Below are 26,934 nucleotides of genomic sequence, written 5' to 3'. Positions count from 1 at the left end.
AGCCGCGTACGAACACGGGCGGGCGTCGTTCACGTTCTAAGGCCCGACCGCCCGGCGTCACGGGATCGCCCAAAGCTACTGGAACTGGGCTCACGTTCGTGAGAAGACCCCTGCCCGGCCGACCACCCACGCCGCCGCTTCCCGGCGCGTGCGAGCAAGGAGCACGACCATGAGCGAGTACGGTTCTCCCCCGGCCACTCACACCTCCACACGCAACGCGCGAGCATGGGCATACGCGTTGGGGGCGTCGCTGACCGGGGGCCTCGCTCTGGGCGTGCTCACCAATCTTGCCCAAGGCTGGTTGCCCGGAGCCTGGAACCAGGTGGCCAACTCCGGCGCGGTCTGGTCTGTCGCCGCGTTCGCCGCCGGCGCCCTGCTTGCCGGTCGATCCTCCCTGCCCATCGCGGCCTTCGGCGGCCTGTGCGCCGAAGCCGGACTGGTCATCGGCTACTACGGCTACGCGGAGTTCGGCAGGGACGGCATGGGCAGCCTGTTCTTTCCGCTCGTGTGGCTGGCGATAGCGTTCGTCGCCGGACCGATCTTCGGTATCGCGGGCCTCTGGTGGCGGCGGGGATCCAGCGGGCAGCGCGTCACCGCTCTGGCCGCGCTCGCGGGTGTCTTCGGCATGGAGGCCATCTACTATGCCTGGGTCCTGAACTACACCCCCCAGGCGTTGGCCAGCCTGGCAGTTTTCCTCCTCGTACCGCTGCTGATGGCCCGCACACACAAGGAGCGGGCACTGGCCCTCCTGGTCGCCGTTCCCTTCTCACTCCTCGCCTACGCGATCGTTGAACTGCCCCTCCAGCTCATCTCCGAGTGAACGGGACGGCCCCCGGCCGGGTGTGGCCGGGAGCCGTCGGGCTATCGGGGATGCGGCTGGGTCGCGGGACCGCGGGTGGTGAAAGCTCCCCCGCCTTGGGTCCGGTGCCGGCCCCGCCCGTCTCGCGTCGTCCGCGAACACGTCCTGCCCTGGCCTGTCTCGTCCGAGGGATCAGGACGACGTCATGACACGGTGATCTTCGGAACGCTCGTCGCCATCAGCCGTATGTTCCTGAAGTAGACATCGACGCCGGCCCCGGTGAGGGTGTAGCACCTGAGAGTCACCGAGCCGGACACCTGAGTGGTAGTGGCCACCTGGAAGGACAGGGCACCGTGACCACCAGGGCCGAATGTGGCGTACTGCCCTCCTACGAGACGCCGGTTATCCGGAACCTGGGTGTAGATGTCGCACCGGACCGTGTAGCGCTGGTCGGTTCCGCCCACATCCGATCCGTTCATCTGCGTGAAGGTCACGTCCCCGTGAATCACGTACGAGGCGGGAGCGATCGGGGCGAGCTTGGCCACATCGACCGCCTCCTGCCCGGCCCGATAGATGGCACTAGCCGGTTCTGTCAGGAATGTCTCCCCGTAGCTCACGCCAGGGTCGCCCTTCTCCCCCTTCTCCCCCTTGGCCCCCGCCGGACCGGTCGGCCCCACCGGACCTTCCGGACCGGCCGGCCCCACACGGCCTGCTGGACCCACGGGGCCAGTGGAGCCTGCGGGTCCGGTGGGCCCGACCGGTCCGGCCGGGCCGCGGACGTTCCAGGTGATCTGATGTTCGCCTTGCGCGCAGCCGAGGCCGGACAGGATGCGGGTCGCGCCGGTCTTGTCGTCGACGCACGCGTTGATTTCGCCGGGTAACGATATCGCGGCAACCGCCACACCCGCCGCGCCGAGGGTCAGTGCAAGGGCGGTACCTGCCGCTATAGCGGCGTTTCGCCCGAAGTTCTTCTTCATAGTGAGCCTTCCGTAGTCGTGCCCTGAATGTTGGGCTGGATGGGTGAGGAGACATAAGGACAGGACGTTGCTGCGGACCAGGCCATGCGCGCCTGACCGCAACGCCCCCGGCCGACTTCACGCGGCTCACGACGGCTGCGGCATCTGCCGCCTCCTCGACGCCCGCAACCACGCGGACCCCTGACCCACGCGACGGTTCCAGGCAACCGGACCTGCCCTCCCAGGACGACCACCTGGCCACGTACGACGTGCCGCAAAGCCAGATCGTCGGTCATCGTCTTCCCTCTCTGTTCCTGTCGCTCCAAATGCTGGGGCAGGGCTCTGAAGAAGGACTTGGCCGCGACTAGTGATCGGCTTGGCATCGAATCCACCGACCGCGCTCCCGACACGAAGCGGGCTCAAGCTATGACCGGGATGTTGATCAGTGCTGGGGACGAACATGCTGGCGAAGTTCGAATAGGTACGCCACCGGCCATCGTCACCGGACCAACGAAGATGCCAACGACGGGACAGACCGATTACCCTCCGGGAGTAGAGCTTCGAGACAACGCGGACCCCGTACGTCACGTTCATCTACGAGCGCTCGGCGACCACGGCGGAGTCGTGGCCAACCTGGTCGACACCCTGCGCGACGGGATCCACTCCGGCGAGGGACTCACCCTCGTGGCCGAGCACGCCGGACAGGTCGTCGGGCACGTCATGTTCACCCGCAGCCTGCTCGACGCCCCAAGGCGGCTGGTCAACGTGCAAGCGCTCAGCCCACTAGGCGTGCTACCCGAGCACCAGCGACAGGGCATCGGCTCGGCCCTGGTCCGCGCCGGGCTCTCAACTCTCAGCCAATCGGACTCCGCGACCCTCAACACCTGACGGCGTCAACGACGCAGGATCAGGCCCGGCCACGCTCCTGCGCAAGCTCGTCTTGGGTCTAGTCGGCCGTGCGCTGCTTCCTAGCCGCCAACAGGGCCGCAGCGCGGGCGGGGACCGCGTCAACGTCATCCAGAGTGTGTACCGCCGCGCCAAGACCGCTGAAGACCTGCTGGGCCTCTTCGTATGCGATTCCTTGATGGGCTGTTTTGGGGGGCACCACGACAATCTGAAGGTCCACGTCCGAGGACACTCCACTAACCGAATCTTGCGCATCGACCAAGCGGGCCGCATCGCCTCGCCTCAGCCGTTCGATGGCATAGCCCCATGCCTTCACTCGGGTTGAGAGGTCATCGATCACAGTGACCTGGAAAGACCATGCTTGCGTGAGTTGCACGACCGTGCCGTTGGCGACTGCGAAGTCGATGGGAGAGTGCAGCCGTTCGCCTACGAAGACCCGCACCCTCGGCTTCAATAGCGATCCTGGGATCTCTGCTCTGTTGTAGGCATCTCGCAGGTCTTGGATCGCCCTGTTCCGGCTGACCGTCTCTTGTCGCGGTTGCATAGCCGGATCGATCATCATGCTGCGGAAGATCAGCTCTAGCGCGGCCTCCGCATGGCCGGCCAGCACGGGTGCCGGTGCGCTGAGCTGGACGGTGTTACGGTGATCGCGGCAGAGCCGGTTAAGCCAAGCTTCTCCGAGCGGCTCCCCCGTGTCCGCCTCGGCAGCCGCGCGCGCATCGTCGATCTCACCGGTGATGCGCGCAATGAATCGATCAGAGACTTCCAGTGCCGCCTGTGAAGCGAACTTACGGATGCGTTCGATGTTGCTCAGGCGGCGGATGGCCCAGTCGCCGGTGTCCGGGTCACCAGCTATCACCCCGACGTTGACGAACTCACCCGTTTGCGGATCGGGGAGGCAGCGGATGATTGAGTACAGATAGCGGCTCATCGGATCTCTATCTCTCCCTTCGGATCAGATCGCGTACTCGGGCTGCTACAGCGGTGGCGCGATATTCGAGGAACCAGCCCAGCGTGGCTAGCTCCTCGTCGGCCGCTGGCCACGATGCTGGCACGCCGCACAGGATGTTGACGAGGGCTTCACGTTCAATCTTCTCAAGGGCATCTGCCACCGAGGAAACCGACTCGGGGCTTAAGCCATTCCTGAGGTCTGGGAGTTCGTTCGGCTCGTCCTTGGCCATGCGCAGGATGTCGGGCGAGATCGTCCCGGTATTTGGCGGAAAGTACAGCCCGTGGTCGTGGGAATAGACGGCGTAGTCGTCGTTCAGGTCGTGCAGCCACTGGGCATCGTCGCCGTAGCACCAGTCGTAGAGGGCGTAGAGGCCGACGTGTCGGCTGCGGTTATCGTCACGCCGCCTGCGGTTCAAGATGTCGCGCTGCTCATCCGCGTGCCTGATGGTTCTGCTGGCGTGCCCGATACCCGGCTTGAGGATCAGGCCCTTGGCGACTTCGTAGCCGCAAAGTTCCTCAGGGATCCGGATCAGGCTGCTGGGGCAGACGGGCGCGCCGATCAGCGCCCCGACCTGGCTGACGACATACTCGGCTACCAGGGCGCCGCGTGCCCAGTCTCGGGAGCAGCCTTCAAGGGTCTTCACGAAGTAGTCGCTGCCATCACTCCCCAGCGCCTGGAAAGGCGACCCCCACGAAGCCCGGCCAGGTTCCAGGACGGCCACCGCTTGAAGCCGGTCGAAGTCATCGGTACGCCCGCTAACGAGCCCTGCCCAGTCGACCTCGGCGACCATTCAGCCACCTCCCGTGTATCCCCCTGGCCGTGTGAGCGTACCGACGAATGATCCAAGCCCTGGCTCCTACGGCATTCCAGTCGGGTGCTTCGGCCCGCCACGATCACCAAGCTCTACCGTGATTTCCTGACCAAAGGCACCTGCAGAACAACGGTCTATCACAACGGGGTTGGGCTGCCCGGTCTTTCAAAACACTGGCACCCTGATCAGGTCCGGCTTCGCAAACGATCTCCAGCGGCGTCCGAATCGGTTCGCGGCGCTGGTCGTCAATACCGCGGCTGTTCATACCCATGCGGCTCGACCTCCGGTGGCGCCCAGAGTGGCTCCCAAATCAGGCGGTAGGTCATCATGTCCGTATGGGCGAACAGAGGGCGGGACTCGTTGTCGGTGTCCAGTTGCGTTTGTTCACCACAGAAGAAGGTGGACGCAAGTCCGGAGTGTCCGGCGAACCGTATTCCTATCGGCCGAACTGGGACGTGGCAGGGCGCAAGGATCCTTTAAGCCAAACCGGGGCACCCGTGCTCTGCCTCGATCGACTATGGCTCCATCCGGGCGAATCCACTAGAGCCGTTCTGGTTCCCCTGTCTCCTGAGGCATGGCACGCGGTCGGTGAAGGAGATCGCATCTATCTTTATGAAGGTCCACGCCTATGCGGAGATGCAGTGGTGACCATCATCCGCCCAGCTTTCCTCCCGCTCAGTGACGACGAGGAGAACTCCTGGCGTGACTGGGCACTAGGAACACTGTCAGCTTGGGAATCGGCTAGATGAGCGCTGATACGTCCGGGTCACCGCAAGAGCGAGCCCTACGCCATGTCGCGGCCCTGTCGTCAGGTGGCCCTCTCGAGCCCCACCTGCGGGTGACGCTGAACTTCCATCCGGACCGACGGGAGGGCGACCGGCTAATTTTGCTCAGGCTCGCGGACGACGGCCTCTACCACTCGCAGTTCATCACGGGTACGAGCAATGGCGGTCTGACCGCTCATCCAGGCGGGGACCGGTGGCGCTGGGAGAGCAGGATCTTCGGCGGCGCATACGACCACGCACCTGCTCACGATCGCCCTGTCTACGGCGCACTGAACTTCCGCCGTAAGCCCATCGGTGCGGCGGCGCGATTCGGATCCGCCCACTTCAGGCTGACAGCAGAGGCCCTTTCACGAGCCACGTTCTGTTATCCGGACAGCTTCTTTGAACCGTCGACCTTCGGCGTCGTCTCCCGCATGGCACTCATCGAGTTGGCTACGGCCGATAATCCGGATGCCCTGGATGACTACATCGAGGCCCAGGTGCACGGACCGGTCAGGCTCGACCGTGACGTGGAGGCATTGGTCCTGGATCCGAGTTATCGCGGAACAGCCGTGCAAGCCGCCGCCCACCGGCTTCCATGCCCAATTGAATGGCATGCGGGATTTCGGCTCGCCATTGATCAACTGCGGCGCTATCCGGACTATCGCGGGCAGGAATATGTTGACCTGGCTACCGAGATCGCCGTGGACGGTCATCTCGATCCGCGAATCATCGGCGATGCGGCCTGCGCGGGCCGCTATGACCCGCAGGCGCTCAAGAAGGTCTGGCACTATCTGGCGCGTTTCGGCTCGCCGTTCGATACAGGCCAGGGTGAGGGCTCGTTGCAGTGTTATCAGCTTGGGAATTGCAGGGAACATGCCTCGTGACGGCCTGGCGGTTGCGCTCGATCCTGAGTAGCCGTGAGTGCCCTGTTCTTACCGGGTCAATGGCACCACCGAGACGGACCGGGAGAACCTGCTGCTGCCAAGCGACCCGACGCCCGACCAGCTGGGCCCGGGGGATGATCGGCAGAGATGGGACACTATGGCTGCACGAGGACGGCGATCCGCACCGTTGGTACCGCTATGAGATGAATACCTAAGCAAGCCAAATCCAGGGCTGTCGCCAACAAGACTGCTGGCACCAGATTGCTGCGAGAAACAGGAATGTTTGTTGGTCGGCTTGAGCAACGTGTGCTGGGGCCTGCGGTGCGGGCCCGACGCAGGCTCATCCCGGTAGCGGCCAAGGCGCGGTGCGGACGGGCAAGCGCAGTACGAACCGGGCGCCGCGGGGGCTGTCCTCGGCGGTTAGGGTGCCGCCGTGGGCCTGGGCGAGTTGCCGGGCGATCGGCAAGCCGAGCCCGGTGCCGCCAGGGTCCCTGGCTCGGGAGGCCTCCAGGCGCGTGAACCGCTGGAATATGGCCTCCCGCTGGTCGGGGGCGATGCCCTCGCCGTCATCGCGCACCTCCAGCACCGCGACGCCGGCATCCAGCGTCAGGGTGACGGTGACGGCGGAGGTGGCGTGCCGTTCGGCGTTGTCCAGCAGGTTGTTCAGCAGCCGGGTCAGCTCGATCCGCGAGCCGTTCACCGTCACACCGGGCGTGAGGCGGTGGCGCAGGTCGACCTTGGCCGGGCGGCGCTCCAGTTCACCGGTCACCAGATTGGTCAGGTCGATCGGCTCGTGGTGGCCGATGACGCCGGCGTCCAGCCGGGCCACCTGCAGCAGGTCGCCGATCAGAGCCTGCATGCGTTCCACGCTGTCCAGCAGCGCGTCGGCGGTTCGTGGCCAGTCGGCCTGGTACGGGTCGATCAGCGCCTCCTCGATTTGGGTACGTATGGCGGTCAGGGGGCTGCGCAAGTCGTGTGAGGCGTCAGAGGCGAAACGAAGCTGCTGCTCCACCGCCGACTGGGCGCGTTCCAGCGTCCGGTTCGCGGTCTCGGCCAGTTCCCGCAGCTCATCGCGGTACTTCGACACGGGCACACGGTGCTTCAGGTCGCTGGCAGTGATCTGGGCGAGGTTGCCGCTGATGGCGCCCACCGGCTGCAGCGTCTTGCCCACGATCCGATAGCTGCCCGCTGCGGTCGCTGCGACCAGCAGCACGCTGCCGGTGGCGAGCGGGACGATCAGCTTCGAGCCGACGTACCAGGGGACGTCGGGGGCGGCTATGTTGAGCTGCCAGACGCTGTCCTCGCGGTGGAAAGGGTAGGCGAGCACGATCATGCACCGGCCAGGGAAGACGTTCCCGTCGCAGACGGTGGTGGTGGCGTAGGCGTCGGGATCGGGGCGCAGGTTCGTCATCGGCGGCTTGCCCACCATGTCAAGGCTGGCCGTGACCATGGTGCCGGCCGGGTTGAACACCTGGACCGCCTGCCCTGGACCGCCCTCGATCACATCGGGGACGCGCCGGCGCATCTGAGCGCCCAGGATCACGGCGTTGGCGAAGAGCTGCTCGGTCCGGTCGTCGATGGCCGCCTGCCGGACCATCACCACGATGAACACCGCCACAGCGGTGCACAGCAGCGCCATGACGGCACTGGCCACCACAGCCAGGCGGGTCCGGATCGAGCGACGACGCCACCAGCTCACTCTGACCATCCCCTCGTGATCAGAGGCACCGCGATATCTCCTATGTCGATCCTTACCGGTTCTGGGAAGAGCAACGACCAAAAGGCGGCAAACGTCAGCACCGCCGCATGAAATGCCCATCGCATAACATCGCGGACAGCGGCCGCCACGGTCACCGTTCCAGCCGGTCCTGGCCTGCCTCCCGCGCACGGGGCGGGTCTGTGCTACCGGAGACGGCGGGCAGCGGGATCGTGCTCGGCTGTGACGCGGGCAGCGGTCTCTTCCCCCTACCTGCACGGATTCGCTCTGAACCACAGGCAACCTGCGAAAACACTTCCGTTCTTTGCCACCGCTTGCCACCAGTTTCCACTGCGATGTGGCCCCCAGTGCACCCCAAACAAGCGCCCTACGGGGAAGCGGGCAGGCCGAGAGGACTCACTGCATGTTCTCCAGATGCGGGTGGTCGAACGACACCGGGCAGATGTAGATCTGCATGTTGTAGCCGCGGCCGATGGAGACCATCGGAGGGTCGGAGGGCTCGCGGAGGCCAACTGGTCCAGCCGGCGGTACGCGGTCTTCGAGGGGAATCCAGCTTCCGCTCCCACCGTCCCATTCACCGGAGCTGACGGTCAGTAGCGGTCGGCATTCGGTCTTGCAGGTGGCGCAGAGCATGGGCCATGGGTCGCTGAAGCTCCATGGCCCCCATCCGCCGAGCTTCCATCCGGGGGCAACCGACAGCTCATACTGGTAGTAAGCGTCGCCACTTCCATGGTCTTCATCCTCCGGGTGGCTCTTGGTCCATTCCGCGCGGGCCCAGACAGCGAGACGGTCCAGGAGGTCTTCTGGCAACTCGTGCGGAGCCGGATACTCGATGACGGGCTCCGGGTGAAGGATGCAAGGTTCGGGGACGTAGTTGCCGTAGTGATCGACATCGGCCGGCTCGGGCGGGCTGACCAGAGGATCGACGACGCTCGCTGCGTCCCGCCACACCAGGTAGGCCGCAGGCAGTGAGGTTTCGTGGTCGAGGGGACACCACAACACCTGGAGCAGATCCGCCCCATCGGGGCAGGGCAGCCCTGGGATGTCGCGCAGATAGAGCTGCGCGACGGGCAGTAGGGCGTTCGGCTCGCCGTCCGAAGGGTGACCTGCTTGCAATGTGTCCAATAGGGCCCGCTCCTCCTGGGAGAGCAGGTTCTCCTTAGGGCCACGGGGGCGAAGCCATGCTGCTTCCAGCAGGGCACGACGCCTACGCACGTCGTCCAGCGACACCGGCAGTTCCGAATCATCGTGCATTTCCGTGCAGACCGGCCACTTCTCGTTCGCGGGCCAGAGCAGCGGGCCACCGATGGAACTCTCGTAAGGCGTCGGTATTCCGGGGCGTGGGTGCAGCCGAACCGCCTGCCTTGCCAGCGGGGCCAACTCGGGGAATATGGAAGCGATGTCAACCGGTCGCAGCGGGGTAGTCCGTACCATCAGAGCTCCTTCTACAGTCACCCGCGCGTCGGCGGCGTGGTGCAATCGACTGCGGCCATGCGCACCGCGCGCTCACGAAGCTCGGGAGGGTACGGACGGACGTGCCATGACTCGATCCTCTCAAGGAATCGAGCGGTTCACCTGCCCCGCACGACCTCGGTGGTCGGTCAGATGACGCCCAGGGCCAGCATGGCTTCGGCGACCTGGGTGAAACCGGCGATGTTGGCTCCGGCGATGTAGCTACCGGGGGTGCCGTACTCGTCGGCGGTCTGCAGGCAGCGGTCGTGGATGCCGCGCATGATGTGGGCGAGGCGCTCCTCGGTGTGCTCGAAGGTCCAGGAGTCGCGGGAGGCGTTCTGCTGCATCTCCAGGGCGCTGGTGGCGACCCCGCCGGCGTTGGCGGCCTTGCCGGGGGCGAAGCGCACGCCGGCTTCGGCGAACAGTTTGACGGCGTCGGGGGTGGTGGGCATGTTGGCGCCTTCCGCGACGATCTGGCACCCATTCTTGATCAGGGTGAGCGCGTCCGCGCCATTGAGTTCGTTCTGGGTGGCGGAGGGTAGGGCGATGTCGCAGTGGACGCCCCAGACGGTGCGAGCCGATACGAACTGGGCGTCGTCGCGGGCTTCCGCGTACTCCTGGATTCGCCCGCGCCGCACCTGCTTGATCTCCTTGAGCAGGTCGAGGTCGATGCCTTTGTCGTCGACGACGTACCCGCTGGAGTCGGAGCAGGCGACGACGGCGCCGCCGAGCTGGTGGACCTTCTCGATGGCGTAGATGGCCACGTTGCCCGAGCCGGAGACGACGACCCGCTTGCCGTCGAAGGACCGGCCGTCGGTCTTGAGCATCTCGTCGACGAAGTAGACGGTGCCGTAGCCGGTGGCCTCGGTACGGACCTGGGAGCCGCCCCAGGCCAGGCCCTTACCGGTGAGGACGCCCGACTCGTACCGGTTGGTGATTCGCTTGTACTGGCCGAACAGGTAGCCGATCTCACGGCCGCCGACGCCGATGTCGCCCGCCGGGACGTCGGTGTACTCGCCGATGTGCCGGTACAGCTCAGTCATGAATGACTGGCAGAAGCGCATGACCTCGCCGTCGGAGCGGCCCTTGGGGTCGAAGTCGGAGCCGCCCTTTCCGCCGCCGATCGGCATCCCGGTGAGCGCGTTCTTGAAGATCTGCTCGAAGCCGAGGAACTTGACGATCCCGAGGTAGACGCTGGGGTGGAACCGCAGACCTCCCTTGTACGGCCCGAGAGCCGAGTTGAACTCGACCCGAAACCCCCGGTTGATGTTGACCCGACCGGCGTCATCCACCCACGGAACCCGGAAGATGATCTGCCGCTCGGGTTCGCACAGGCGCTGGATGACGGCCGCGTCCGCGTACTGCGGGTGCTTGGCGACGACTGGCCCGAGACTGTCCAGCACCTCATGTACGGCCTGGTGGAACTCGGTTTCCCCGGGGTTGCGGCGCAGCACCTCGTCGTAGATGTCGTACAGCTTCTCGCCAAGGACCGGCACGCGGTCACTCCTTCAATCGGGGGATCGACCATGACAAGTGCCGACAACGCTGGCGGCGTCCCACCCGAGGATATCGGTCACCGTTTGATGCCATGTTAGAGAAGGCCCGAAACAAGCTGGAAACATGCGACTCGCACGGTCCTGCTGACCGCGACCCGCAACGTCCAACTCAGCCATGCCGCAGTACCGGCGGGCCAGACGGCGTCGCAATGAGAACGAACAGGGCGCTGTTTCGCTGGAGGGGGCAACGCGGACGGGTATGGCAACGCCTCCGTGGGCCGGCGCAAAGACTCGCCAGAGATGGTGAAGTGCGGTTGAGTCAACTTTAGTTCGGTCAAGTATACTTCGAGCATGCAGAAGCCCCAGCATGTGTTCGACCGTGAGCGAGAGTGGGCGGGCCTGGTCTCGTTCGCCTCGGAAGTGAGCCCTGGAGCTCGGCTCGGTGTGGTGAGCGGCCGCCGCCGCCAAGGGAAGAGTTATCTCCTGCAGGCATTGGCGAGCAGCATGGGCGGCATCTACTTCCCCGCGCTTGAGGTGACGGAGGCAGTGGCGTTGCGCCTCTTCGCGGACGAACTGATCAGATTCACCGGCGCGCCTGTTCCGGCCTTCCGCGATTGGATCGACGCCATCCCTTACCTCTTCGGTGTCGTGCGCGATCGGGCGGTGCCTGTCGTTCTTGACGAGTTTCCATATCTTGTCAAGGCATCCCCGGAGCTTCCCTCGATCATCCAGCGGGAGCTGGGTCCTGGCGGCTCCGGAGCCACCAGCACGGCCAGGGTGCTGCTCTGCGGTTCAGCGATGTCGGTGATGGGCGGGTTGTTGTCCGGTACGGCTCCGCTACGCGGACGCGCGGGACTGGAAATGCTCATCAGGCCCTTCGACTACCGCCAGGCCGCCCGCTTTTGGGGGATCAGCGACCCGCGTCTGGCAGCCCAGGTCCACGCGGTGGTGGGTGGGACACCGGCCTACCGGAAGGAGTTCGTCCGTGGCGATATCCCGGCCGGACCGGCGGATTTCGACGACTGGGTGATCAGATCCGTGCTGAACGCCGAGGTCCCGTTGTTCAGGGAGGCGCGCTACCTGTTGGCGGAGGAGACCGAGATCCGCGACCCGTCGCTCTACCACTCCGTCCTCGCCGCCGTCGCCGACGGCAACACGACGTCGGGAGGGATCGCCGGCTACGTGGGGCGGAAGTCCAACGAGATCGCGCACCCGCTCCGCGTCCTGGAAGACAGCCATCTCCTGGTCAAAGAGCGCGATCTCTTCCGGCCGAACCGGAGCTACTACCGGGTGGCCGAACCGCTCATCACCTTCTATCAGGCGATCATGGTCAGGGAGTGGGCGCGACTGGAGCGCGGGGACGCGGCGACGGTGTGGCGGGGAAGCAGGGCACGCTTCCTGTCTCAGGTCGTCGGCCCCCATGTCGAGGTGCTCTGCCGCGAGTACGCCCTGCATGCCGATGCAGCGGCCGGTGAGGTGGGGAGCGGAGTCGTACCCGATCCCGCCAACCGCACGCAGATCCAGGTCGATGTCGCTGTTCTGGCGCCCGCGGATCACGGACGCCCGCGACGGGTTCTCTCACTGGGCGAGGTCAAGTGGGACAGGCTCATGGGAGCCGAGCATGTGGCCCGGCTCCGGCGTGCGCGCGACCTGCTCACGGCCAAGGGATACGACACCCGCGACACGGCGCTCACGTGTTATTCGGGCGCTGGATTCACCCCGGAACTCGGCGCCGAACCAGGGAACGACGTGCGCCTGATCACACTTGACGACCTCTACGCTTGATCACTTGTCCTCCAGCTCGCCCTTGGTCTCCTTGAACTCCACGTCGGCGTCGATGAAGACCAGGTGGTCACCGTGGGCTGCGGCGGCACCCGTGTTACGCAGGCTTATTCGCTGGGAAGACAAGCAGCAGGCGTGGTCCTCTGACCTGGACAAGGCATGCCGCGAGTGCGCCGACATTGCCAGGAATTCCTAGAGCAGCTCCTGGTCCTTACCGACGCCCGCTCGGCGTGAAGGCCCCGGGTCGGCTTCCCCCCGCCCAGGGCCGTGGATCACCGTAGCGCCATCCGAACGCGGGTATTCATCGGCGGGGCGGTCATGACGAGGCCGGTGCTGCCGCGCCAGACGTCAGAGCCGCCTGTACGATGCGGAGCGCTTCGGCCGCGTCGATGCCGACGCTCGCGATCACGGCGGCGTAGTCGGCGGCGGCCCGGCGGGCCCGCTCCCGGCCTTCCTCGCCGGCGGCCGACACGAACGAGCCCGCCCGCCCGCGCGTCTCGATCAGCCCCGCCTCCTCCAGTTCCCGGTAGGCCCGGCCGACCGTGTTGACGGCCAGGCCGAGGTCGGCCGCCAGGTGGCGGATGGTCGGCAGCCGGGCGCCCACGGCCAGCGTGCGGTCCTGGATCTGCCGGGCGAGCTGGGCCCGCAGCTGCTCGAACGGCGGTACCGGCGAGGCCGCATCGATGATGATCATCGGGCGCTCATGGCCCGCTGGGCCACCGTCGCGATCGACGGCGTTCTGGCATGGAGCGCGATGCACGCGGCCAGGCTCAGGATTATGTAGGCGAACGCGGCGGCGTTCCACCAGCCGGGCGCGGTGCCGAACAGCACCACCGGCAGCGACCACTGCACGTTCGGCGTGGTGAGCTCGCGGGCGTCTTCGACGCGCATGATGAGGTCGGCGGTCAGCGACTCCTCGTCCTCCGCCACGACCGGGTGCCTGAGCAGGTGGCGCAGCTGCATGGCGGTGATGGCCGTAGCGCCGAGCAGGCCGATCAGCACGACGACGGCCAGCTGCCGCACGGTGGGGTCGGGTACGGCCAGGGCGCTTGCGGCCAGCACCATCGCGCCGACGGACGTGACAACCGCGAAGACCGCGTACGGCCGGCCGAGCACGGCCCGCCAGCCGGGCTGGATCAGATGGGCGGCCCTGCGGGACAGCGTCGCGCCCGCCCGCTGGTCGACGCGTCGCACCCACCGGTCGAGCAGGGACTGTGCCAGCAGTAGCCCGGCAACCGACGCGGTCAGGGCGAGCAGCGGCAGCGGGTGATGCGGCTGGAGGCCGCCGAAGGCGGAAGTGGCGGCGAGGGCGCTCACGATGATCAGCGCGGCCAGGATGACGTAAGTGGCCAGGCGGGCGCGTCTGCGGACCGCCAGCCGGCTGGCGAGCAGCGGGGTCGGGTGGGTGTCGGCCAGGTCGTGGTGGGCCAGCCACTCGCCCGCCATGCGCAGATCGGTCGTGCGCGTCGGCGGGCCGGTGTCCGGTAGCGGTTCGCGGGTCATAGCGCCTCCTTTGTCGCAAGCTTTGTAGCAATAGAATGCGTCATTCCTTGCGACAAAGTCAACGCCCCGTGGACTCTCGTCGTCCCGGTGGCCCGAGCCCCAGCTCCGCGGCGGCCGTCACGGTGGACTCATCAAGTGGACAACAGCCAGCGCCGACCACGGCTCCTCCCCGGGATGCGCACCCGAACGGCCGAGCCCCGCGAGCATCGCGCCGAACGGCGGCCTCGACCGCCGGGAACACCCGCTGATGGCGTTGCTGTATTTCGCTGCTGCATGAAGATCGAAAGACCCATTGCGGTGATCGCAATGGGCCTCTGACCTGCGGAGCCGCCTTGGGGAATCGAACCCCAGACCTTCTGTTTACAAGAGAGAGGCGCGGCCCAGGTCAAGCCCTTGATGTCCTGCTCAGACGTCGTTTCTGGACAGTTCCTGTCAGGCTATAAGAGCGGGCGTTGCTGTATCGGTTGCTGTACAGCAACCCTCCACCAAGCCCCAATACGCGGGGCTACTCTGGCGGCGAGTGAGTACGCGGAGCCGTTCTTGCACTCGACTTTTCGAGCTCTCCCTGGCCACGAAGGGCCCGATGCTGGTCCCAGCCAGGAGTGCGCGGCCCGATACCGTTCCCCGATAGCGGGCGTCATCCGGTCGTGGCGGCTCTCCCGTCGAGGAACACCGGCTGGGTCCAGGCGCGGCGGCCGTCGCCGTCGGTGATGGTGGCCCGGACGTAGCCCTCGTCGCCGCGGATCTCGTACCGGGGGGCGGCACCGTGCCCTTCCGCCAGGAGGCGGCCGCCCGCGCCGGTGAACCGGGTGGTGAAGCGGGTCAGTGCGGGGAACTTGACCCCGCGCCAGCTGGGAAGAGGCGCCAGGGTGATCTCCATCGCGCCGGGATCCGCGCGGTAGCCGTCAATCACGATTCCGGTGGAGGCGTAGAAGTCGCCGCGCAGCAGTGCGCCCATGATGGACTCGCGGCTGAGGGAGGCCGCCCGGACGACGATCCAGGCCTTGCCGGGAGTGGGCGCGTCGCGGTTGCCGAGATCCTCGTACTCGTGGACGTCGTCGCTCGCCACAGCCCACACCACCTTGCCGGCGCTCAGCAGTTCGTCCCACAGGCATTCGGTGGAGGGCGCGCGGTGGCCCGAATCGCTCACGCCGCCGAGGTTTCCGGCGATGGAGAAGGCATTCCAGACCTCCATCAGGTACGGATCCGGCAGGTCCATCAGGTCGGACAGGCGTACCGACCAGTGCAGGTTGGGGTGGTTGATCTGGGGGATGCCGCCCGCAGCACGGATCTCGGCGACGTTGCGGTGAAAGGTCGACGCCAGCGAATGGCCCCCGGCCGGATAGGTCGCGAAGACGGCGGCGATGTCGGGCCTGCGCTCGAAGAGTGCCTCCCGGCCGCCGGGCGGGCACGCGCGCCAGAGCGCGTCCAGGTCCGGGGGGAGTTCTGGGTAGCCCACCGGCAGGATGACGCGGTCGGTGCCGAGCCCGTTGATGTGGCTTTGCCGCACGCCGTGGGGGTGGGTCTCGTCGCGGATCATCTGGGTGATCTCCTGACCGGGCAGCACGAGGAAATCGCCATCGCCGGATGGGGAGTTGAGCGCGGAGACGTCGGTGAGGTGCTCGTGATCCGTGATGAACAGGAAGTCGTACCCGCGCCGGCGGTACCAGTCGGCCGCGAACCGCGGGCTTCCGTTGGCGTCCGACGCGGGCGGGGCGCTGGTGTGCGTGTGGGTGTTGCCGCGGTACCAGCGCTCGGGGGGTTCGGGGGAGGTCATCGCAGTCGCCTTCCTGAGTGGGGTGCGCCACACAATTTAGGCGGTATGAAATTTCATTACGGCATGTCGGACGGAAATTTCGTTCACCGTTCGGTCTCCGGTTCCCCCGGGTTCATAACCGGTCCTTAGCGTCGGTCCCGTGACTGGCATGCCGCTGGAGGCGGCTTCCCCGACCGCCGGGCGTACCGCGCCGATCCTGGAACGGCTGCGCGCGGCGCTCGGCAGGCTGAGCCCTGCCGAGCGGCGCGTTGCGGACGCGATCCTGCGCGACCCGCTCGGCGTCATCCACCAATCGGTCTCCCAACTGGCCCAGAGCGCGGACGCCTCCGCGGCCACCGTCGTACGGCTCTGCACGGGCCTCGGGCTGCGCGGCTACCAGGAGCTGAAGATCACGCTCGCCAGTCAGTCCATCCCGGCGCCCGCGCGGATGCACAGCGACATCGCCAAGGACGACGACGCGCACGCGATCGTCCGGAAGATCCTTGGCGGCACGTCCACCGCGCTGCTGCGTACCGCGGAGGCCCTCGACTCGGACGTGCTCGCCGCGATCGCCCGCCGCGTCATGGACGCCGACCGGGTGCTGCTGGGGGCGGTCGGCACGTCGGCGCCCCTCGCGCAGGACATCGCCTACCGGCTGACCACGCTCGGCATCCCGGCCACGTACGTGGCCGACGTGCACATCCAGCACGTGACCGCGCGTATGCTCGGGCCGCGGGACCTGCTGTTCGCGATCAGCCACACCGGCTCGACCTTCGAGACGCTTGCCGTGGCGCGCGCCGCCAAGGACTCCGGCGCCGCGACCGTGGCGCTCACCAGCTTCGCGTCCTCGCCGCTGACCGAACTCGTCGATCTCAGCCTGGTCGCCGGCAGCGCCGAGACGTCGTACCGGGTGGAGGCCATGGCCAGCAGGATCGTGCACCTGGCCGTGCTCGACGCGCTCTACGTGGCGATCGCGCTGCAGCATCCGCGCAGCGCGGCGGGGCTGGCCATGACCGAGGACGTCCTCATCGAGCATCGGATCTAGCGATGAGGGTGAACGTGAAACGGAGCCCCGGCGACGGCACCCGGCGCTCGATGCGGCGCGAGGGGCTCGTCCCGATGCTGCTGATGGCCCCGGCCGCCGCGGGCGTCACGCTGTTCGTCCTGATCCCCGCGGTGCTGTCGCTGGTCGCGAGCCTGTTCCGGGTGCCGCTCACCGGCGGGGCGTGGACCTTCGTCGGCCTGGACAACTTCGGCCGCGCACTCGACGACCCGGCCGTGCGACAGGCCATCGGGAACACCATCGTCTACAGCGCGATCACCATCGTGCCGAGCCTGGTACTCGGGCTCGGGCTGGCGCTGCTCACCAACGCCGCCGGGCGGAGGAGGCCGCTGGTCCGGACCGCGCTGCTGCTGCCCATGACGGCCAACCTGGTCGCGATCTCGGTGGTGTACGCCTGGATGTTCAGCTATCCCGGAGGGTTCGTCAACCAGGTGCTCGCCGTCGTGGGAGTGGCACCGGTGAACTGGCTCGGGGAGCCGGGGACCGCCCTGTACGTCGTCGCGCTGGTCGGGGTGTGGCGTACCGCGTCGCTGACCATGCTGGTCTTCGTCGCCGGGCTGGCCACCCTGCCCGCCACCATCGACGAGGCGGCGCGGGCCGAGGGGATCCGGGGGCTGCGCAAGCTCGTGCTGATCACCTTGCCGATGATCCGGCCGACGGCCGTGTTCGCGGCGGTGCTGGCGATCCTCAACTCCGTACAGGTCTTCGACACCGTCAGCGTCATGACCGGGGGCGGGCCGCTCGGGTCCACAGAGACCGTCCTGACCATGACCTGGCGGATCGGCTTCGGGTACTTCGACCTCGGCACGGCCTCCGCGCTGGCGTTCCTGCTGCTCGTCGTGCTGATCGCGGTCGGTGTGCTGCAGCGCCGGACCCTGTCGGGGTGGGGGCGATGAGGATTCTGTCGCGCGCGGCCGTGATCGTGGCCATCTGCGGGGCCGTCGCCGTGTCGCTGTTTCCGTTCTACTGGATGGTGCGCACCTCGGTCGCGCCGGCCGACGAGACCTTCTCGCAGGGGATCTCGTGGGTGCCGACGCGCATCGATCTGTCGGGGTACGGGCGGGCCTGGACGTCCGGCGAGCTGGGGCGGGCCATGGTCGTCGGCCTGGTCCAGACGCTCGGCATCCTCGCGCTGCAACTGGTGACCTGCGTGCCCGCCGCGTACGTGCTGGCCAAGGTGCGTAACCGCGCGACCGGCGTCGCGCTGACCCTGGTGCTGGGCGGGCTGCTGGTGCCGAGCCAGGTGACGCTGATCCCGCTGTTCGTCGGCGTGAACGTGCTGGGGATCGCCGACTCGATCTCGGGCCTGATCCTCCCGTTCTGCACCAGCACCTTCGGGATCTACCTGATCAGGCAGCAGATCATGTCGATTCCCGACGCTCTGCTCGACGCCGCCCGCGCCGACGGGCTCGGCCACGTACGCAGGCTGACCAGCGTCGTGATCCCGATCGCGGCCCCGGGGATCGCGGCGTTCAGCGTGTTCTCGGTGTTCGCGCACTGGAACGAGTACCTGTGGCCGCTGCTCGCGGTGCGCAGCGCGGAGCTGCGTACCCCGCCGCTGGCGCTGGCCGCCTTCCAGCAGGCCGACGTTGGCTACGACTACCCCGCCCTGACCGCCGGCGCGGTGATCGTCACCGCGCCCATCGTCGTGCTGTTCCTGCTCGCCCAGCGGCAGTTCGTCCACGGGATGAGCGGTACCGAGATCACCGAATGACCGGCCACTCCTCCACCCCACCGCCCCGCGATCGTTCAGACCGTTCAGACAAGAAAGAACTCGCCATGCGCAGACGCCTCTTACCCGCCCTGTCGGCGCTCACCGCCGGATCGCTGCTGCTCGCCGGCTGCGGTTCGGGGTCCGGACCGGCTGCGACGCAGGTGGCGGCCCCGACGGACGTCGCCAAGTGCGACCCGGCGAAGTCCACCCTCACGATCAGCCACCAGCCGCCCGCCACCGAGGCGGTCGCCGTCGCCAAGCAGCGCATGGCAGCGCGGTACCCGAACCTCAAAATCAATGTCAATGCGCTTCAGACCAAGACATACGACGAGTTCACCCGGGCTGTGGTGGCCGACATCGCGGTGGGCAAGCGTCCCGACCTGATCATCTCGGGGCTCGGCCAGATCCGGTTCTGGACGGAGCAGTACAAGCCCGCGCCGATCGACGCCGCCGCGCTTCCGGCCACATATCGCAAGCAGTTCCTGAGCGCGGGCACCCTCGACGGCAAGGTGTACGTGGCTCCGGCCCAGGTCTCGGTGCCGATGATGGCCGTCAACCAGACACTGCTCCGCAAGGCGGGCGCGGGCGACGCCGCCGGCATCCGCACCTACGACGACCTGATCGCGGCCGCCCGCAAGGTGACCGCCATGACCCGCCGTCCGTCGGTGACCGTGGCGACGTACAACATCCCGGACTGGCTGAGCCAGGGGTTCGTCCAGGGTGCGGGCGGAACGTTCGTCACCGGCGACGGCCGCCCCGCGTTCGGGGACAAGCTCGGCGGTGACGCGATCTCCCTGTGGAGCCGGCTCAAGCGAGAGGGCCTCGAACTGGGGATCGTCATGGACGCCGACAGCCAGGCGGCGTTCGCGGGCGGGACCGCGGCGTTCCTGATGACGTCGAGCGCCGGCATCGCGGGGCTGCAGAAGAGCATCGGCGACTCGTTCGAGTGGATGCCGGTGGACCTGCCCACCGTCAACGGGCAGCGTGGTCCCATGCCCGCCGGGGGCAACGGGTGGCTCGTGCTCAGCGACGACCCGTGCCGGGCCGCGTTCGCCAACACCATGATCGGAGACCTGCTGTCCACCGACGGGGTGATGGCGGCGAGCGGCACGGCCTACAGCTACATCCCGGTCGACTCGGCCGCCGCCGAACGGCTGCTCGCCAGCGACGCGGCGACCCCTCAGACCAAGTACGCCTGGGGCTACGACCGCGAGCTGACGCCCTGGGGCGGATGGCGGCGCGGCGAGGTGACCGGCCAGATCGTGGACGCCTTCCGCACGATGGCGCAGCGGCTGCAGTCCGGGGCCGACGCGGGGCCGACGATCCAGACCGCGGTACGGGCCATCGACAGCCTGGTCTCGGGGTAGCCATGCCCACGGTCGAGATCACCGCGATCCGCAAAACCTTCGGCGAGGTCCTGGCCCTCGACGGCATCGGCCTCACCGTCCAGGACGGCGAGAACGTCGCCGTCCTGGGCCCGTCGGGCTCGGGGAAGTCCACGCTGCTGCGAATCATCGCCGGCCTGGAGACGCCGGACGCCGGCGACGTGGCGTTCGGCGGCGTCTCCCAACGCGGGATCCCGGCCCACCGGCGGGACTGCGCGATCGTCTTCCAGCAGTTCGCGCTGTACCCGCACATGACGGCGATGGGCAACATCACCACCGGCCTCCGGTACGGGCTCGGCCTGTCCAAGAGCGCCGCCGAGGCGCGGGCCCGCGAGGTCGCCACCGTGATGCGAGTGGAGCACCTGCTCGCCCGCAAGCCGCGCCAGATGTCCGGCGGCCAGCGGCAGCGCATCGCCCTGGCCCGTGCCCTGGCTCGGCGCAGCGGCGTCGTCCTGCTCGACGAGCCGCTGTCCGGCCTGGACGCGCAGCTGCATGCCGCGCTTCGGGTGGAGATCGCGGCCATGCTGCGGCAGGTGGGCGCCACGGCCCTCAACGTGACCCACGACCAGCTCGACGCGATGGCGATGGCCGACCGGATCGCTGTGATCAACGAGGGGAAGATCGAACAGGTCGGCACACCGGACGATCTCTACGACCACCCGGACTCGCTGTTCGTCGCCGGGTTCGTCGGCAGCCCGCCGATGAACCTGCTGCCCGTCGAGTCCGAGGGCGAGTCCTCGTTCGACGCGGTCCAAGTCAAGGCGAGCGAGAGTGTCACCCTGGGGGTACGCGCCGAGCACCTGACCCTCGCCGAGCCGGCCGCCGACGCGTGGCCGGTGAGCGGGCTCGTCGTGCTCGTCGAGCCCACTGGGGTCGACCGGGTCGTACGGATGAGGACCGATCGGGGCGAGGCGATCGCGATCCGCTGCCCCGCCGGCACCGCCACCCCGGCGCCGGGGACGCGGATCACCGCATCGGCGCCGCCAGGGGCCGTGCGCGTGTTCTCCCAGCGGACCGGCCGACACCTGGGGGGACTGGACGACGCGGGGGTCGTGGTGTGCCGCCGATGACCGAGCCGCCCGCGCCCGTCCCTACGCCTGTACCCGCGGCTGGGCTACTGGTGCTGTTCGACTGGAACGGGACGCTGGTGCTCGACACCGCGCGAGCCCGCGACGCGCTCAACGACGTGCTGCGCGCGCGAGGGCTGGCGGCCCTGAGTCCGGGCGACTTCGCCGTACGATTCCGGCTACCGATGGCCGAAATGTTCGCCGCGCTCGGGGTCCGGCGGTCGGAGGCGGCCGACGCGGAGTCGGAGTGGAACGCCGCGGTCGCCCGGCGGGTGGCGCGGCCGCGCGACGGCCTCGTGGAAGGGCTCGGGCAGTTGGCCTCCCGGGGCGCCACCCTGGGGATCGTGTCCGCGGCCGCCGCCCAGGTGATCGAGACGGATCTGCTGCGGATCGGCGTGCCCACGCCGTTCGCCACGATCGACACCGCGGTGCCGGACAAGGCCCGCGCGCTGCGCGCACGGCGGGGGACGGCCCAGCGGGCGTACTACGTGGGCGACACCGTTCACGACATTCATAGCGCGCTCGCCACCGGCTACGTCCCGATCGGCGTGGCCGACGGATACACCGGCGTCTCGCGGCTGGTGGCGGCTGGCGCGACCGCGATCGTCGGCGACCTGCGCGAACTCATCGGCCTGATCTTCCGCGATCCTGGCGGTGCGGCGGAAGGCGGCGCGGCGCGCTAGCGCTAGGCCGCCAGCGCGCTTCACGGAAAACTCGGACAACTCGCTCCCGCTGATCGGCCTTTGTGTGACGGCGCTCAAACATCGTCTGCTCGTTCAGGAAACGGCCAGGGAAGCGGCGGGCGAGAAATGGCACGCTTCGGATCTCGTCTTCACCACAAAGAATGGAAAGCCGATCGAGCCGCGCAATCTCAATCGCGCTTTCGAGGCTCACTGTCGAAAGGCCGCCGTTCCTCGAATCAGGGTTCACGACACCCGGCACACCTGCGCCTCGCTGCTGGCCGCCCTCGACGTGCACCCGCGCGTGGCGATGCGCATCCTCCGCCACTCGCAGATCTCGGTGACGATGGGCGTCTACACCCAGATCGCCAGCCCAGAGACCCGCAGGGCGCTCGAACCGCTGAACCAGAGCATTGACTCCGGCTGATGGCGTTGCTGTATTTCGCTGCTGTATGAAGATCGAAGGAGCCCATTGCGATGATCGCAATGGGCCTCTGACCTGCGGAGCCGCCTTGGGGAATCGAACCCCAGACCTTCTGTTTACAAGGCGTTTCCGGGCTTCTTGTTGATCAGTAGCAATGGTATCCGGCCTGTTCAGCGGGCATACGTGAGACTCGCTGAGACGAGTGGAGCGCATCCCAGACGGCTCGCGATCACCCACTCATCACCCAAAACGAGGAGCCCGGCAATGCGAGAGCCCCGGACGCTTCTCGCGCCCGAGGCTCTCGATGATCATGCGTGAGGGCTCACGGAGTGGCGGCGGTCAGGATCCATGAGGCTCGTCGCTCGGATCAGCAGGAACTTGCGCTGATCCGAGCTGATTCCCGCAGTTCCAACACGAGGGTGCGCTAGCCGTCACGAAGTGTGTACCGCAATGCGGGCACCCTCCAGGACGTAGCTCGACTGGTTCGCCGAACGAGACAACGTCACTTTCCTCCGAGTCGGCCATCCTCACATGGTCCGTCAGCTGGGCCGGTCCATCAAGTAGCGGAGCTCGTACCTGTCCGTGGGGATCACGATGTCCGCGCCCTCAACGGGCACGAGGTTGTCGGTCCCGTCCTGGATAGCGCGGACGGTCTGCCTGATCTCTATGACCTGCACGCCGTCCGGGATGATGAGGGCGGCAGTCTCCTCCGGCGTGGGAACCCTGAAGATCAGGTGCTCCTCGACCTGTGCGATGGTCCAACCAATGGCTGCGAACCGCGCGTTTAGGCCGCTCTCGGCATGCTCGCCCTCGTGGGGGTGCTCGATCAGCGTCCCGCTGGTGATGGAGAGCGGTTCCCACGACGTAGACATGCTCATGGGCCGGCCCTCAGCGAAGACCCGGTAGTCGGTGGTCATGACGGGCTCGCCGGGGGCGATGTCGAGCCGCTGCGCGACCCAATCCGACGCGTCCATGATCCGGCTTTCGTGCTCCGCCTCCGGCACCAGGCCCGCGCGCTCGGCCTCGTGAACGTAAGTGCGCGCCCGCCCTTCGAAATACCTGTGCGGCGCGGTCCGGATCATTTTGCGGATGCGCGCGACGTAGGTGCCCTTCCCGGGGATGCCGTAGACGAGCCCTTCGGTCCTGAGCAGGTTGAGCGCGCTCTTGGCCGTGATCATGCTGACGTCGTACTTGTCGCAGATCGCCGCCGCGCTGGGCACGGGATCCTCAGCAGACAGCGTCCCCGCCTTGATCTTCTCGCGGAGCTCGCTGGCGATCCGCACGTACGCGGGCACCTTTCGAGCTGCGGCCTCGCCGTTGCCCCGTGCCATAGCTGCCCCTCCAGAATCACGCTCTAGTTGGTATGCATTGACATACCAGGTTCGGATTCACATACTTGGTATGCCATTTGAGTCTAGGCTAACAGCGATCGGCGGATTGGAAAGGCTGTGCCCGTGAACACTCCCGCCCGCCCCTTAACTTCGTCCCACCTGGGGCTCCAGCCCTGGTGCACCCGGCCCAACCGCCCGCTTATTGCCACCCCCGGACGGGAGCCAGCGTGAGCGAACTGACCCGCGAGCAAGTGATCGAACGCAACCAGCGCACACTGGCCGACCTACACCCCGACTGGGCCATCACCCCCGGTCGGCCGTGGGCTGGCCAGCCGTGGACCGCCCGCAAGGGCGGCGCTAAGGTGACAGCCGCCGACGCCATTGACATGCACGACCGGCTTCGGGAGCGGCCGTGACCGTCGCCCCGGCCGCCCCTGACGCACAGCCCATCACTTGGATGAACCCCCGCCATGGCCAGGCCCATATCCGTGCCCGCGCCGTCGACGGCGGTGGCATGGAGTACGAGCTGTGTGTCTCCGGCGACACCTACGTTGTGCGCCGCCTCACCTACGTTCAGGGCCGACTTCGGGAGGTCCACGAGAGCCCCGACGCTGTCCGGGACGTCGCCGAGCGGTTGTGGGCGGACCTCTTGGCGGGGAGGGCGCGATGAGGCTCCCCAAACTGGTGCTCGGGCGCCCTGAGCATGCCGAATTCGGGATCGACGAAGTGCTGCACGATCTGGGCCACGGTGACTGCGGCGGCTGGTCTGAACGAGGCGGGGTCGTCACTTGCGCTGAGGGCCTGGACATCCTTCAGGTGATCATCGACGGCCGGCGGCAGCGCCAGGCTCCCCTATGACCGGGGCACGGTCCGTGTGCCCCCGCCGCGGATCGTGCCCCATCCAACCCGCCCGCCGCTGCTGGGGGGTACCGGCGGACGGGTGGGCAGCCCTTGCTTGAGACATATCGGCAGGGCAAGGGCTGCCCGTCCCCCCACTTCCCCACACGGCCGTCCGGAAGATCCACCCCGGCAGTGCGGGGATGGCCCTCGCCTCCCTCACCGCGTGCCGGGGGCGAGGGCACCCCACCCCCAAGGAATGCGGCGGATACGCGTGTATCCGCCACCGGGTACGTGTACTGTCGGCCGAGCCGATCCCGTCCGGGCGCACTCCGGGGATCTGGCCCGCAGCTGCGGAACGTATCCGGCTGCTGAGTATGTGTGTCCGCCGATGGTGAGGCGGCGGATACGCCCCCACCCACCCGAACGACTTGCTCCACCCCCGGAGATCCTTATGCCTGACCTCACGCTCCCGACGATCCCGGCCGCCGTGTGGCTGCCCGGCCTCGCCGTCGTCCTCCTCCTGGTCCTCGCCGTGGTGCTGCTGGCCCGGGCGGTCGCGGCCGCGCGGCGGGTGGCCCGGATGGCGCAGTCCCGCGCCGCCGAGCTCGCGGCCGCCGATCTGGCCCGGGCCCGCGCCGCGATGTCGGCGGCCGCCGACGTGGCGGCCGAGGAAGCCGGCGACGCGATCGCCACCCTGCACGCCGCGCTGGCCGCCCGGACCGCACCGGCCGCGACTACGGATGTATCCGGGGTGCCCCGCGCCGGGGTACGTCGCCGGCTACGCGTGGACCCGCAGCGGCGCCGTGTGCCTGTGATCTACCGCCAGGCCGCGGCTACCTTCCGCCCGCTCCTGGACCGGGGCGAGCTCCCGACCTTCCGGGCGGTGATGAAGGCCCTGGGATGCGGCCAGGGCACGGCCAACACGGTACGCGCGTATCTGGCCGCGAAGCTCGCCGGCGACGAGACGACGGCGCGAAGGGTGATAGTTGAAATTTCAACTGCCGTCCGGGCTGCATAGACCGGCCGCCGTCGCGGCGCAACAGAACGGGGTCCCCGCTCCCCACCGGGAGCGGGGACCATCGGGGATTTAGACAAGCGTCTACTACGCCTCGGCCGACGGCGTGACCTTGCCGGTCCGCTCCAGCCAGGGCGCGATGGCCGTCGACCACAGCCAGGCCGGCGACCCGTTGACCGCCGGTATGGCCGGGTCGGGGAGCGGCTCGTGGCTGGGACGGGCCGCGCTGCGCTGCAGGCGACCGCCCTTGTCCCAGGCCGCGCGCCGCTTCTCCCAGGAGCGCACCGTCTCGATGGGGATGTCGACGCCGTACTGGTCGCGCGCCCGGGCCGCGATCTCGACGTAGCCCACGATGTCGGTCAGGTCTGCTTGCATGAGATGACTGTACCGAATTCTGTGCAGTTAGGCAACCCATTTCCCGAATATCACAGCATCGTAACGGTTGCCCTCAATGCACAGAAAACGGTACCGCTAGTGCACGGAATCGGGTACAGTTGTCTCAACAGCAAGGAACGAAACGAAACGGAGCCAGACATGAACACCACCGCCACCACCGCCCAGATCCCCGCCGAGCGCATCCTCCCCGGCATCGGCCGCCAGATCGTCAACCTGCACCGCAACGGCGAGTTCCTCCGCCAGGTCTCCTACCGCGGGACGGTCGAGCAGGCCAGGGCGTACGCCGAGCTCTTCATCACCCACGACACCGACCCCCGCTGGGCGGAACTGCGCGCGATCGTCCTGGGCGGCTGACCGCCAGGGCCCGGCCCCACCCCGGGGCCGGGCCTCGCCCCACCGGCAATGATGTTGAAACTTCAACTATCCACTTTCATTTCATTCGTTTCGTTTCGTTCCATTCATTTCGTTCGCACCGCAGCGAATGAAATCCCCCGAGGAGATCCCGATGAGCACCCCCGCCCCCGAAACCGTCGACGGGGTGACGCCGCTACCCCGGATGCGAGAACGCGCCCGAGCCCGGCTCGGGCACGGGCCGCCGACCGGCCTACTGCGCCGACCCAGGGCACACCGCGCAGACCGCGCTGAGCCGCCGCCGCGCGCTGGCCGGCCAGCCTGCCCTGCCCGACGATTCCGGCCGTGCCGTGACCATGAGCAAGGCGCGCGCCGCCGACCTGCTCGCCGGCGCGCAGCAGACGGCCGAGCGGCTGATCGACCAGATGACCCGCGTGGTGAACGAGCTGACCACCGTGGCGGACCCGGAGGTGGCCGAGGCCGAGGTGGAGGCCGTGCACGCGACCGCGGCCGAGCAGATCGCGGCCGCAGAGTCCCGCGCCGTTCAGGCCGAACGCCTCACGCGCTCGGCCACCGCGGCCGCCGCCGAGGCCCACGCCCAGGCCGAGGAGGCCGACCAGGTCGCCGAAGACGCGATCACCCGCGCCGAGGCGGCCGAGGCCGCCCGCGCCCAGGCCGTCGACGAGCTCGCCGCGGCGCGCGAGCAGCTGCGCGTCGAGGCCGATCAGATCCGGGCCGAGGCGGCGGCCGCGATCGAGCAGGCCCGCGCCGAGCGGGACGCCGGCATCGGCCAGGCGCACCGGGACGCCGAGCAGCTGATCGCCGCCGCACACGCCGATGCTGCGGCCGCGATCGAGCAGGCGCGTACGGAGGCGGCGGCCGCGGTG

28 protein-coding genes and 1 pseudogene are annotated in these 26,934 nt (G+C 68.0%); 17 read left to right on the top strand and 12 right to left on the bottom strand.

Features of this window, described 5'->3' with window-relative positions:
• Positions 1-169 precede the first annotated feature (169 nt).
• Positions 170-820, top strand: coding sequence for a DUF6518 family protein (locus Aple_RS05510; RefSeq protein ID WP_218038124.1), 651 nt, complete (start codon positions 170-172; stop codon positions 818-820).
• Between the two features lie 182 nt (positions 821-1,002).
• Here the strand turns inward: Aple_RS05510 and Aple_RS55455 are convergent, their stop codons facing one another.
• Positions 1,003-1,776 (bottom strand): collagen-like protein, encoded by a 774-nt coding sequence (locus tag Aple_RS55455; RefSeq protein WP_155343360.1) that lies wholly within the window; start codon positions 1,774-1,776, stop codon positions 1,003-1,005.
• 603 nt (positions 1,777-2,379) lie between these two features.
• Here Aple_RS55455 and Aple_RS05500 point away from each other — a divergent pair.
• Complete coding sequence (locus tag Aple_RS05500; protein WP_218038123.1) at positions 2,380-2,643, top strand: GNAT family N-acetyltransferase; 264 nt, start codon at positions 2,380-2,382, stop codon at positions 2,641-2,643.
• Between the two features lie 58 nt (positions 2,644-2,701).
• Here Aple_RS05500 and Aple_RS05495 read toward each other — a convergent pair whose 3' ends face one another.
• Both Aple_RS05495 and Aple_RS05490 read right to left on the bottom strand, forming a co-directional pair.
• On the bottom strand, positions 2,702-3,592 hold the full coding sequence (locus Aple_RS05495) for a DUF3037 domain-containing protein (protein WP_155343358.1): 891 nt from the start codon (positions 3,590-3,592) through the stop codon (positions 2,702-2,704).
• Positions 3,593-3,599: 7 nt separating this feature from the next.
• Positions 3,600-4,403: a HipA family kinase gene (locus tag Aple_RS05490; protein ID WP_155343357.1), complete on the bottom strand. Its 804-nt coding sequence runs from the start codon at positions 4,401-4,403 to the stop codon at positions 3,600-3,602.
• An 859-nt stretch (positions 4,404-5,262) separates the two neighbouring features.
• Here Aple_RS05490 and Aple_RS05485 point away from each other — a divergent pair.
• A complete protein-coding gene (locus Aple_RS05485) occupies positions 5,263-6,075 on the top strand; it encodes a DUF3626 domain-containing protein (RefSeq protein WP_246264148.1) in 813 nt (270 codons plus the stop codon).
• A gap of 340 nt (positions 6,076-6,415) precedes the next feature.
• Here Aple_RS05485 and Aple_RS05480 read toward each other — a convergent pair whose 3' ends face one another.
• From Aple_RS05480 to gdhA, 3 genes are all read right to left on the bottom strand, one after another.
• Positions 6,416-7,774, bottom strand: a complete 1,359-nt coding sequence (locus tag Aple_RS05480) for a sensor histidine kinase (protein ID WP_170321296.1) — start codon at positions 7,772-7,774, stop codon at positions 6,416-6,418.
• A gap of 414 nt (positions 7,775-8,188) precedes the next feature.
• Entirely contained in the window at positions 8,189-9,046 is an 858-nt protein-coding gene (locus Aple_RS05475; protein ID WP_218038122.1) for a hypothetical protein, read from the bottom strand.
• A 347-nt stretch (positions 9,047-9,393) separates the two neighbouring features.
• Complete coding sequence (gdhA, locus tag Aple_RS05470; RefSeq protein WP_155343353.1) at positions 9,394-10,740, bottom strand: NADP-specific glutamate dehydrogenase; 1,347 nt, start codon at positions 10,738-10,740, stop codon at positions 9,394-9,396.
• Positions 10,741-11,091: 351 nt separating this feature from the next.
• Here gdhA and Aple_RS05465 point away from each other — a divergent pair, with 351 nt between their 5' ends.
• Positions 11,092-12,525, top strand: a complete 1,434-nt coding sequence (locus Aple_RS05465; protein ID WP_155343352.1) for an AAA family ATPase — start codon at positions 11,092-11,094, stop codon at positions 12,523-12,525.
• Here Aple_RS05465 and Aple_RS55450 read toward each other — a convergent pair whose 3' ends face one another.
• The 4 genes from Aple_RS55450 to Aple_RS05450 form a co-directional block, all read right to left on the bottom strand.
• On the bottom strand, positions 12,526-12,648 hold the full coding sequence (locus Aple_RS55450) for a hypothetical protein (protein ID WP_281361525.1): 123 nt from the start codon (positions 12,646-12,648) through the stop codon (positions 12,526-12,528). It lies immediately after the preceding gene.
• 190 nt (positions 12,649-12,838) lie between these two features.
• The gene (locus Aple_RS05460; protein WP_155343351.1) at positions 12,839-13,216 is read right to left on the bottom strand and encodes a GntR family transcriptional regulator; all 378 of its coding nucleotides are present in this window, start codon (positions 13,214-13,216) and stop codon (positions 12,839-12,841) included.
• Positions 13,213-14,025: a hypothetical protein gene (locus Aple_RS05455; protein WP_155343350.1), complete on the bottom strand. Its 813-nt coding sequence runs from the start codon at positions 14,023-14,025 to the stop codon at positions 13,213-13,215. The genes Aple_RS05460 and Aple_RS05455 overlap by 4 nt, the downstream gene beginning before the upstream one ends.
• Positions 14,026-14,662: 637 nt before the next feature.
• The gene (locus Aple_RS05450; protein ID WP_155343349.1) at positions 14,663-15,802 is read right to left on the bottom strand and encodes a CehA/McbA family metallohydrolase domain-containing protein; all 1,140 of its coding nucleotides are present in this window, start codon (positions 15,800-15,802) and stop codon (positions 14,663-14,665) included.
• 148 nt (positions 15,803-15,950) lie between these two features.
• On the opposite strand from Aple_RS05450, the gene Aple_RS05445 reads away from it, so the two are divergent.
• The 7 genes from Aple_RS05445 to Aple_RS05415 all read left to right on the top strand — a co-directional run bounded on the left by Aple_RS05445 (position 15,951) and on the right by Aple_RS05415 (position 22,117).
• On the top strand, positions 15,951-16,826 hold the full coding sequence (locus Aple_RS05445) for a MurR/RpiR family transcriptional regulator (protein WP_155343442.1): 876 nt from the start codon (positions 15,951-15,953) through the stop codon (positions 16,824-16,826).
• Positions 16,827-16,840: 14 nt separating this feature from the next.
• Positions 16,841-17,740 (top strand): carbohydrate ABC transporter permease, encoded by a 900-nt coding sequence (locus Aple_RS05440; protein WP_218038120.1) that lies wholly within the window; start codon positions 16,841-16,843, stop codon positions 17,738-17,740.
• On the top strand, positions 17,737-18,558 hold the full coding sequence (locus Aple_RS05435) for a carbohydrate ABC transporter permease (RefSeq protein ID WP_218038119.1): 822 nt from the start codon (positions 17,737-17,739) through the stop codon (positions 18,556-18,558). The genes Aple_RS05440 and Aple_RS05435 overlap by 4 nt, the downstream gene beginning before the upstream one ends.
• Before the next feature lie 65 nt (positions 18,559-18,623).
• The gene (locus Aple_RS05430; RefSeq protein WP_170321295.1) at positions 18,624-19,925 is read left to right on the top strand and encodes an extracellular solute-binding protein; all 1,302 of its coding nucleotides are present in this window, start codon (positions 18,624-18,626) and stop codon (positions 19,923-19,925) included.
• Between the two features lie 2 nt (positions 19,926-19,927).
• Positions 19,928-21,013, top strand: coding sequence for an ABC transporter ATP-binding protein (locus tag Aple_RS05425; protein ID WP_155343346.1), 1,086 nt, complete (start codon positions 19,928-19,930; stop codon positions 21,011-21,013).
• Positions 21,010-21,693 (top strand): HAD family hydrolase, encoded by a 684-nt coding sequence (locus Aple_RS05420; protein WP_155343345.1) that lies wholly within the window; start codon positions 21,010-21,012, stop codon positions 21,691-21,693. The genes Aple_RS05425 and Aple_RS05420 overlap by 4 nt, the downstream gene beginning before the upstream one ends.
• Positions 21,694-21,757: 64 nt before the next feature.
• Positions 21,758-22,117, top strand: coding sequence for a site-specific integrase (locus tag Aple_RS05415; RefSeq protein ID WP_218038118.1), 360 nt, complete (start codon positions 21,758-21,760; stop codon positions 22,115-22,117).
• A gap of 536 nt (positions 22,118-22,653) precedes the next feature.
• On the opposite strand, the gene Aple_RS05410 is transcribed toward Aple_RS05415, so the two are convergent.
• Positions 22,654-23,445: a GntR family transcriptional regulator gene (locus tag Aple_RS05410; RefSeq protein WP_155343343.1), complete on the bottom strand. Its 792-nt coding sequence runs from the start codon at positions 23,443-23,445 to the stop codon at positions 22,654-22,656.
• A 227-nt stretch (positions 23,446-23,672) separates the two neighbouring features.
• Between Aple_RS05410 and Aple_RS05405 the strand changes: the two genes are divergently transcribed.
• The 4 genes from Aple_RS05405 (at position 23,673) to Aple_RS05390 (ending at position 25,303) form a co-directional block, all read left to right on the top strand.
• Positions 23,673-23,861, top strand: a complete 189-nt coding sequence (locus Aple_RS05405; RefSeq protein WP_155343342.1) for a hypothetical protein — start codon at positions 23,673-23,675, stop codon at positions 23,859-23,861.
• A gap of 41 nt (positions 23,862-23,902) precedes the next feature.
• A complete protein-coding gene (locus Aple_RS05400) occupies positions 23,903-24,115 on the top strand; it encodes a hypothetical protein (RefSeq protein ID WP_155343341.1) in 213 nt (70 codons plus the stop codon).
• Positions 24,112-24,303, top strand: coding sequence for a hypothetical protein (locus Aple_RS05395; protein ID WP_155343340.1), 192 nt, complete (start codon positions 24,112-24,114; stop codon positions 24,301-24,303). The genes Aple_RS05400 and Aple_RS05395 overlap by 4 nt, the downstream gene beginning before the upstream one ends.
• A gap of 433 nt (positions 24,304-24,736) precedes the next feature.
• On the top strand, positions 24,737-25,303 hold the full coding sequence (locus tag Aple_RS05390; RefSeq protein ID WP_155343339.1) for a hypothetical protein: 567 nt from the start codon (positions 24,737-24,739) through the stop codon (positions 25,301-25,303).
• A gap of 84 nt (positions 25,304-25,387) precedes the next feature.
• Here Aple_RS05390 and Aple_RS05385 read toward each other — a convergent pair whose 3' ends face one another.
• A complete protein-coding gene (locus Aple_RS05385; RefSeq protein ID WP_155343338.1) occupies positions 25,388-25,675 on the bottom strand; it encodes a hypothetical protein in 288 nt (95 codons plus the stop codon).
• Between the two features lie 159 nt (positions 25,676-25,834).
• On the opposite strand from Aple_RS05385, the gene Aple_RS05380 reads away from it, so the two are divergent.
• Positions 25,835-26,050, top strand: a complete 216-nt coding sequence (locus Aple_RS05380; RefSeq protein ID WP_155343337.1) for a hypothetical protein — start codon at positions 25,835-25,837, stop codon at positions 26,048-26,050.
• Between the two features lie 353 nt (positions 26,051-26,403).
• A pseudogene (locus Aple_RS51850) lies at positions 26,404-26,934 on the top strand (hypothetical protein); the annotation flags it as partial.

The organism is Acrocarpospora pleiomorpha (genome assembly GCF_009687885.1).
Lineage (GTDB): Bacteria > Actinomycetota > Actinomycetes > Streptosporangiales > Streptosporangiaceae > Acrocarpospora > Acrocarpospora pleiomorpha.
This window is presented reverse-complemented; position numbering and strand designations above follow the sequence as displayed.

What these genes read in the sequence shown, in the direction of transcription:
- Aple_RS05510 (WP_218038124.1), top strand. Translation starts at nt 170, where the DNA reads ATGAGCGAGTACGGTTCTCCCCCGGCCACTCACACCTCCACACGCAAC.
- Aple_RS55455 (WP_155343360.1), bottom strand. Translation starts at nt 1,776, where the DNA reads ATGAAGAAGAACTTCGGGCGAAACGCCGCTATAGCGGCAGGTACCGCC.
- Aple_RS05495 (WP_155343358.1), bottom strand. Translation starts at nt 3,592, where the DNA reads ATGAGCCGCTATCTGTACTCAATCATCCGCTGCCTCCCCGATCCGCAA.
- Aple_RS05490 (WP_155343357.1), bottom strand. Translation starts at nt 4,403, where the DNA reads ATGGTCGCCGAGGTCGACTGGGCAGGGCTCGTTAGCGGGCGTACCGAT.
- Aple_RS05475 (WP_218038122.1), bottom strand. Translation starts at nt 9,046, where the DNA reads ATGCACGATGATTCGGAACTGCCGGTGTCGCTGGACGACGTGCGTAGG.
- Aple_RS05465 (WP_155343352.1), top strand. Translation starts at nt 11,092, where the DNA reads ATGCAGAAGCCCCAGCATGTGTTCGACCGTGAGCGAGAGTGGGCGGGC.
- Aple_RS05460 (WP_155343351.1), bottom strand. Translation starts at nt 13,216, where the DNA reads ATGATCATCATCGATGCGGCCTCGCCGGTACCGCCGTTCGAGCAGCTG.
- Aple_RS05455 (WP_155343350.1), bottom strand. Translation starts at nt 14,025, where the DNA reads ATGACCCGCGAACCGCTACCGGACACCGGCCCGCCGACGCGCACGACC.
- Aple_RS05450 (WP_155343349.1), bottom strand. Translation starts at nt 15,802, where the DNA reads ATGACCTCCCCCGAACCCCCCGAGCGCTGGTACCGCGGCAACACCCAC.
- Aple_RS05445 (WP_155343442.1), top strand. Translation starts at nt 15,951, where the DNA reads ATGCCGCTGGAGGCGGCTTCCCCGACCGCCGGGCGTACCGCGCCGATC.
- Aple_RS05435 (WP_218038119.1), top strand. Translation starts at nt 17,737, where the DNA reads ATGAGGATTCTGTCGCGCGCGGCCGTGATCGTGGCCATCTGCGGGGCC.
- Aple_RS05430 (WP_170321295.1), top strand. Translation starts at nt 18,624, where the DNA reads ATGCGCAGACGCCTCTTACCCGCCCTGTCGGCGCTCACCGCCGGATCG.
- Aple_RS05425 (WP_155343346.1), top strand. Translation starts at nt 19,928, where the DNA reads ATGCCCACGGTCGAGATCACCGCGATCCGCAAAACCTTCGGCGAGGTC.
- Aple_RS05420 (WP_155343345.1), top strand. Translation starts at nt 21,010, where the DNA reads ATGACCGAGCCGCCCGCGCCCGTCCCTACGCCTGTACCCGCGGCTGGG.
- Aple_RS05410 (WP_155343343.1), bottom strand. Translation starts at nt 23,445, where the DNA reads ATGGCACGGGGCAACGGCGAGGCCGCAGCTCGAAAGGTGCCCGCGTAC.
- Aple_RS05400 (WP_155343341.1), top strand. Translation starts at nt 23,903, where the DNA reads ATGAACCCCCGCCATGGCCAGGCCCATATCCGTGCCCGCGCCGTCGAC.
- Aple_RS05395 (WP_155343340.1), top strand. Translation starts at nt 24,112, where the DNA reads ATGAGGCTCCCCAAACTGGTGCTCGGGCGCCCTGAGCATGCCGAATTC.
- Aple_RS05390 (WP_155343339.1), top strand. Translation starts at nt 24,737, where the DNA reads ATGCCTGACCTCACGCTCCCGACGATCCCGGCCGCCGTGTGGCTGCCC.
- Aple_RS05385 (WP_155343338.1), bottom strand. Translation starts at nt 25,675, where the DNA reads ATGCAAGCAGACCTGACCGACATCGTGGGCTACGTCGAGATCGCGGCC.
- Aple_RS05380 (WP_155343337.1), top strand. Translation starts at nt 25,835, where the DNA reads ATGAACACCACCGCCACCACCGCCCAGATCCCCGCCGAGCGCATCCTC.